This window comes from Wenyingzhuangia sp. 2_MG-2023, from assembly GCF_030548295.1.
In the GTDB taxonomy this organism is placed as follows: domain Bacteria; phylum Bacteroidota; class Bacteroidia; order Flavobacteriales; family Flavobacteriaceae; genus Wenyingzhuangia.
This window is the reverse complement of the sequence record NZ_JAUOSB010000110.1, coordinates 1-269: the sequence shown is the minus strand read 5'-3', so window position 1 is coordinate 269 and position 269 is coordinate 1. Positions and strand designations below refer to the sequence as shown.

1 protein-coding gene is annotated in these 269 nt (G+C 32.3%); it reads right to left on the bottom strand.

What is annotated here, in order from left to right; genetic code table 11:
- Positions 1-269: DDE-type integrase/transposase/recombinase (locus tag Q4548_RS17400; RefSeq protein WP_303457209.1), on the bottom strand; the 269-nt coding region annotated here is incomplete at both ends.

Below are 269 nucleotides of genomic sequence, written 5' to 3'. Positions count from 1 at the left end.
ATTGCATTTTCGTAAGGATCATATTGTTCTGTCATGCTCATTGTTATTCCATTATCTTCAGCAAATTTTGTGTAAGTTGGATTGCAATATTGTAATCCTCTATCCGAGTGGTGAATGATTTTTTGATCAGGATATTTTCTGTTTTTAATAGCCATTTTAAGCGCATTTAAGCAGAGTCCTGTCTTCATGTTATTATCTATCTTATATCCCATAATTTGCTTAGAATAAGCATCTGTTACTAATGCTAAGTATGCATGTCCTTTATCCGT